This window comes from Aequoribacter sp., from assembly GCF_965659035.1.
GTDB lineage: Bacteria > Pseudomonadota > Gammaproteobacteria > Pseudomonadales > Halieaceae > Aequoribacter.
This window is the reverse complement of sequence record NZ_CBFHWH010000051.1, coordinates 1-6,026: the sequence shown is the minus strand read 5'-3', so window position 1 is coordinate 6,026 and position 6,026 is coordinate 1. Positions and strand designations below refer to the sequence as shown.

General features: G+C 51.2%; 5 protein-coding genes. 2 read left to right on the top strand and 3 right to left on the bottom strand.

All coding sequences use genetic code 11. From position 1 onward, the window contains the following. Together ribD and nrdR are read right to left on the bottom strand one after the other, a co-directional pair. Positions 1-374: bifunctional diaminohydroxyphosphoribosylaminopyrimidine deaminase/5-amino-6-(5-phosphoribosylamino)uracil reductase RibD (gene ribD, locus ACTF5Z_RS08325; protein WP_438985234.1), on the bottom strand; the 374-nt coding region annotated here is incomplete at its 3' end. 2 nt (positions 375-376) lie between these two features. Continuing rightward, on the bottom strand, positions 377-841 hold the full coding sequence (gene nrdR, locus ACTF5Z_RS08320) for a transcriptional regulator NrdR (RefSeq protein ID WP_009577191.1): 465 nt from the start codon (positions 839-841) through the stop codon (positions 377-379). A 217-nt stretch (positions 842-1,058) separates the two neighbouring features. Here nrdR and ACTF5Z_RS08315 point away from each other — a divergent pair, with 217 nt between their 5' ends. Further along, positions 1,059-1,523, top strand: coding sequence for an REP-associated tyrosine transposase (locus ACTF5Z_RS08315; RefSeq protein ID WP_438985233.1), 465 nt, complete (start codon positions 1,059-1,061; stop codon positions 1,521-1,523). On the opposite strand, the gene ACTF5Z_RS08310 is transcribed toward ACTF5Z_RS08315, so the two are convergent. After that, on the bottom strand, positions 1,520-2,869 hold the full coding sequence (locus ACTF5Z_RS08310; protein WP_438985232.1) for a flavin-containing monooxygenase: 1,350 nt from the start codon (positions 2,867-2,869) through the stop codon (positions 1,520-1,522). The two genes, ACTF5Z_RS08315 and ACTF5Z_RS08310, sit on opposite strands and share 4 nt — an antisense overlap. A gap of 246 nt (positions 2,870-3,115) precedes the next feature. Between ACTF5Z_RS08310 and ACTF5Z_RS08305 the strand changes: the two genes are divergently transcribed. Further along, the coding region (locus ACTF5Z_RS08305; protein ID WP_438985231.1) for a DUF7507 domain-containing protein at positions 3,116-6,026 on the top strand (2,911 nt) is incomplete at its 3' end.

Here is a 6,026-nt window from a genome sequence, read left to right as displayed (position 1 = left end):
ACCTCAATACCTGCGTGTTTAAGTGCTTCAAATCCGCTGCCCGCGACTTCGGGGTAGGGGTCTTCGATGGCGGCAACCACTTTGCTAATTCCCGCCTGAATAAGTGCCTGACTGCAAGGGCCAGTTCTGCCATGGTGATTACAGGGTTCTAAGGTAACGTAAGCGGTTGCTCCACGGGCTTGCTCGCCGGCTTGGGTTAGGGCCATGACTTCAGCATGTCCTTGGCCTGGGGGCTGGGTAAAACCCTCCCCGACAATCTGCCCGTCTTTGACGATAACGCAGCCCACATGGGGGTTGGGCTTGGCGCTGTACTTGCCTTGCTCGGCCAAATTGATGGCTCGTTGCATCAAGGCTGCATCAGAAGGTTTAGTCACGTCTAGTCGCTGTCGGTTGAGTGTCGCAGAGTGTCAATGGCGTCTTTAAATTCGGAGATGTCTTGGAAGCTGCGATAAACCGAGGCAAAGCGCACGTAGGCGACCTCGTCTAGGGTGCGTAGTTCGCTCATGACCAGTTCACCTAGCACGCGTGAGCCCACTTCGCGCTCGCCGGTAGCGCGCAGCGCATGTTTGATACGCTGGATTACGGCTTCGACGGCTTCAACGGCCACGGGGCGTTTTTCGAGTGCGCGCTGAAATCCTGCTCGCAGTTTTTCTTCGTCGAAGGGTTCGCGCACGCCATTCTGTTTGACAATGCGCGGCATGACGAGCTCGGCGATTTCGTAGGTGGTAAAGCGTTCTTTGCAGTCAAAGCATTCGCGGCGACGGCGCACCTGGTCACCCTCGGCCACTAAGCGGGAATCGATGACTTTGGTATCAATAGCAGAGCAAAATGGGCAATGCATGCGAAATCCTTGCAGTATTTGCGCGAATATTAGCATGTTTCGTGGGCTTTAATCTTCTCGATATTAAGACAGGCATGCGAGCTGCTCGGCGACTTATTCGTGGGTTTGAGTCCGCAGGTAAATCTTCTTTGTGCAAAGTTGATCGCGGGTGCCCAAAATGTTGGTTCCGGCGATTGAAGTGGGTAGTTTGGTGGTTTGTTGAGTGAAGGATCAAGAAATGCAGCTTAGACCCCGAACCGTCGCCAATACTTATTACTTTACAATACGACTGCGCCATGCTCACAAGCGGTACTTAACGGATTATCCAGACCTTTGGTTCTCGGCTTTGAGCCGAGTGCAACAAGAACTTCCTGTTCGCGTTAACGCCTTTGTGTTGTTGCCCGATCATGCGCATGTGATATGGACTTTACCGACCAAGCGAGGTCATGTTGAGCGGTGTCGGCGACTTTGCGAAGCGTTTAGCGTGGCACTAGCTGATAGCACCGGTGCCAGCCAGCGCTTGCACAAGGCTAACTTTAGACTATTTAGGAGCTACTATCCCAGCACCCCTATTCACTCCGTAGCACAATTACAGCGGCTGCGTGATTACTTGCACCGCGACCCCGTCCGTCATGGGCTGGTGGCGGCGCCAAGTGAGTGGCGCTATTCCAGTGGTTCTATGGTTGGGCGGCTGCTTAGTTAGGCGGCTTTGGCGCTTTGCTTACGCGCTCTGATTTTGCCCGCTGCAATTTCTTTATCTAGGCGCTTGGCGTAATGGTCAAAATGCAACTGTATGGTGTGTCTGGGGCTTTCGTAATAGTGTCCTGTATAGAACTTTTCGTCGTCGGTGATGGCTTGGTGCATCGCCTGTGCGCTTGGGAGTGCGTATTGTCCCAAGATATAGGGAGCCACGAGTTTAGACTGCTGCTCGGCAAAATTAACCAAAGTGGGCAAGGACTGAGCTAAGCCCATGTAAATTAAATTGGGCACCTCGGGTATAAACAAGCGTTTGAACAGTTTTGGTGGGTTGTTCTTCTCGTCGGCCTTGAATTGGGCTTGATCAAAGAACGGGAAGTCTATTTTGTAACCCGTGCACCAAATGATCACATCAAAGTCTGATTGCGTGCCGTCGGTAAAGAGCACGGTATTGCCTTCGAACCGATCGATTCCTGTGCGGCCTTTAATATCGCCAGAGCCCGCCCGCTGCAGAAACTCGCCTGATATAGTGCCGTGCGCCTGCCACACCTTGTAGGTAGGCTCCGGTAGGCCATAGTCTTTGGGGTTGCCAATCACTTTTTTTGCCGTGACTTCCATTAGCCAGTTTTGAATGCTTTTGGGCACCCAGCCGGGTAGCATGACTTTGTCGGCAGGTTTGCCGTTGATGTATTTTGGGAATACCCATACGCCACGGCGCATAGATATGTGCAGCTCTTTGGTCAAAAAGCGCATCGACAGCTCAGACGCGATATCCATGGCCGAATTGCCAGACCCTACCACTAACACCCGCTTGTCGCGCATATCAATCGGGTCAAAGGGTGTGTTATAGCTGTGCGCGTGAATTTGCTGGCCCGCAAAGTCGCCCGGGTACGCGGGCTCCGGCCAGCGGGGGCTCCAGTGGTGGCCGTTGGCTACGATCATAAAATCATAGCTTCGAGTTTGTCCGTCCGATGTGCGCACACTCCATTGGCCGTTGTCTTCACGGTGCGCATTCTCGACTTTCGTGTTGAAGGTGATGGTGTCGCGTAGACCAAAATGATCGGTGTAGTCGTTCAGGTAACCGAAGATGTCACTGTGGTGCGGAAAGTCGGGCCAGTCTTTGGGTACCGGAAACTCTTCAAAGCCCATACGGAATTTCGAGGTGTCAATATGCAGGCTTTGGTAGCAGGCCGACATGCCGTTGGGATTTTTGTAATACCAGTTGCCACCTACATTGTCGGAGGCTTCAAAGCAGTCGTACGCAATGTTGAATTCTTTGAGCCGTTTGATGGTGCTAATGCCGCTGGGGCCAGCGCCGATCACACAGCATTTTGGGGTGGTATTCGCCGACATAATTTGTAGCCCTGTATACAGATTATTGTTGGCTAAGCGTAAGAAGATTCCCAGGGTGTTGCAAGTTCGATTGAAAGAAGTCGAGCGACAGTTCTGTGATCTGCATCACCATTTCACGGCAAATGCTTAAAAAGCTTACAAATCCTTACATTTTTATCATATAGAGTTTCGTATTAAATGAGTTGATAAATTGATAAGCTTTACGGTTGTATAACTTGCAGAAATTGTGTGCCCTGTGGAGCCCCTATGAAAACTCGAGTCTCAGCTTTAAGCCCAAGAACTAAAAAAAGAAATTTTGGGCGCTTTGGGCGCACACTGGAGTTGGCCTTGTCTTCCACTTTTTTGCTCGCGAGCGCCGCTTCAGCAATTGCTCAGCCAGCACAGTTGCTGAGTGTCAGTTTTGATAGAGGTTACATTGGCGAGGTCGCTAACAACACCCAAGATGTGACTGCGACAAAACGCACTGAAACCTGCGGCATCACAAAAGTAGCTTTTGACCAGTTGGATACGGATGGTGATGGTCTATTCGATATCCCAGAAACTGCGACTAAAGACCAAGGGAACGACTTTCCCGGGCAATTGACCTTTACCTATACAGACGCATTTGATGTCGTTCAGCAGTCAATCGTGCAAGTCAACGTGACTTGGAGAGAGGGGGCCAACCCTCTTTTGGCGATAGGTTTTATCCCAAAGCCGGATCAGAATGTGACCATCAATGGATGCACCATTAATGGTGACGCCGATGGTCTTGGTGATTTTGGTGAGACAGGCGATACCAATATCGCGCTGCAAGTCAACAGCTTGACGAGCTATCGTTATGCAGATGGTGAAGACTTTAATGGTAATGCGGCAAATCCTGCGGCACTCCTAGACTATTTGAACGGCTATCTCGCTCAGCCAGAAAGTCAGCCTTTAACGATAGCATCCGTCAGTGATGCTCAAGAGGTGGAAGGTACTGACTTGCAGCATACTGTCACTTTGTCGCGTGCTTCAAGCAGTGCAGAAGTGTTTGCTTTCTCTTTGGGTGGTGGTACGGCCCAGACTCCCGATGATTACAACTTAACTCCGGTGTTTTCTGATGGCGTTGAGTTGTTTGCGGGAGAGATCACAGTGCCTGCGAGTGTTACGAGTTTTACCGTCACTGTAACTTCTGAGGATGACGCGGTTGATGAGGTCGATGAAACCTACACTGTGACCGTAGGCAGCAGTTCGGGTACGGGTACTATCCAAGACAATGATGTAGTTACTGTTGCATCTGTATCCAGCGAGACAGAGATTGAAGGCGTCGACCTTGTGCACGATGTGGCGCTATCCGGAACTACTGCTGTGACCACGGTGCTCGGTTTTTCGCTCAATAACGGCACAGCGCAAGCAGGTTCAGACTTTGAAGCTGTCGCTGCCTACTCTAACGGAATTCTACCTGTAGAGGGCGGCCTTTCTGTCCCTGCGGGTGTTTCAGCTTTTACCGTCACAGTTGGTGGGTTGGAGGATTCAAGGGACGAGTCTGATGAGGTTTATAGCTTGATCGTTGGCGGCGTTGCGGCAACGGGCACGATACAAGATAACGACGCTGATAAATTATGTACCAGTAAAGCGGATATTTGGTTTGCTAACGACGAGTCCGGTAGCGTCACTAACCAAGAAATGGCGGATGCGTTGAATTTTGTTTACCAGGTGAGCGATGCGTTCGAGTTTGACGCGCAAACGGGGGTTCAGGCCGCGATATTCGGTTGGGGTACGGCAGCGCGAAAGCAAGATTACATTCCCGCATTGACCGATGAGTTCTCGGACCCAGACGATTCGGGATTTCTAACTCGCGTCGGGCAGACTACCGACACCAACGGCGATATTGATGCTTTTAATACCACTCTTTATGACGGGTCAAGCGATGACGACGGTGTCGGGATCAGGGATCTATATCGCAAGCGAACCTATACCGGTGGGACTGATTTGGCCTCGGCAACGGATGCATTAAAAGATCGTTTCCTAGGGGCAGGAAGCAATGCGAGGTCCGGCGCAGCGAAGGTTGCGGTGATCCTCACGGATGCGAGCTTCGATCAGCTCACCGCTTCAAGCAGCGGTGGTGGCAAAGATTGGTCTGATGCCGCGGTTGCTTTGAGAGCTGAGGGTATTGCGGTTGTCGTCATGCTTATTGATGTGGCTGCCGCTGAGTATGGAGATCCGACTCAGGAGCCCGCCGATGCAGATGAACAAGCTGTAAGAGACCGTGTTTTGGCGGTTACAGGCACGACCGACAATATTTTCGTTGGTTCCACTTATCAAGATATTGGTGCTCCCGCAAACGCTTATGTCTCGAGTCTTGTTAATACAGTGTGTACAGCCGCCCAAAATAACGTCGTTCCCGCGCCCGAGTTGAAGGTCGTTAAAAAAGCGTTGCCTGCTGCCGATTTGAGTATTGCAGGTGCAAGCGATGTTGCTGACGCTGGAGACAAGATCAACTACACGATCACAGTAGAAAACACAGGTAACGTTGATCTAACCAATATAACGCTTTCTGACACGCTCACCGCAGATGAAAATGAAGCCTTGTTTGCTATTCCAGGTATAACGGACGATGATGTTTTGGATGTGGGAGAAACTTGGACATTCACGTCACACTACATCCTTAAACAATCGGATATCGATGCCGGCGTGGTCACGAATACGGCAACCGTTACGGGTAAAGATCCATCTGGTAGTGATGTTTCTGATGCCTCTGATAGTGGCGATGAAGCAACAGATACAGATGCGGATGCGGATAGCGACCCTACCAATGATCCAACTCAAGTCCTCATAACACGTACGCCCTCGATCGCTCTGATCAAGACGGGGACGTTTAAGGACGAAGACGGCGACAAGGTAGCTGACGTTGGCGAGACGATCAGCTACGCGTTTACGGTAACGAACACCGGTAATGTGACCGTGTCAAACATCGATATCACGGATGCTAAAGTCACCGTTAGTGGCGACCCGATTGCGAGTTTGGCACCTGGTGCAAGCGACAACACGACGTTTACTGCAAGCTACACGATCACCCAGGCTGACATTGATGCTGGCAAGGTAACGAACACGGCAACGGCCACAGGTAAAGACCCCTCGGACAACGATGTGGAAGATACCTCGGGTACGTCTGGTGATAACGACACGCCCACGGATA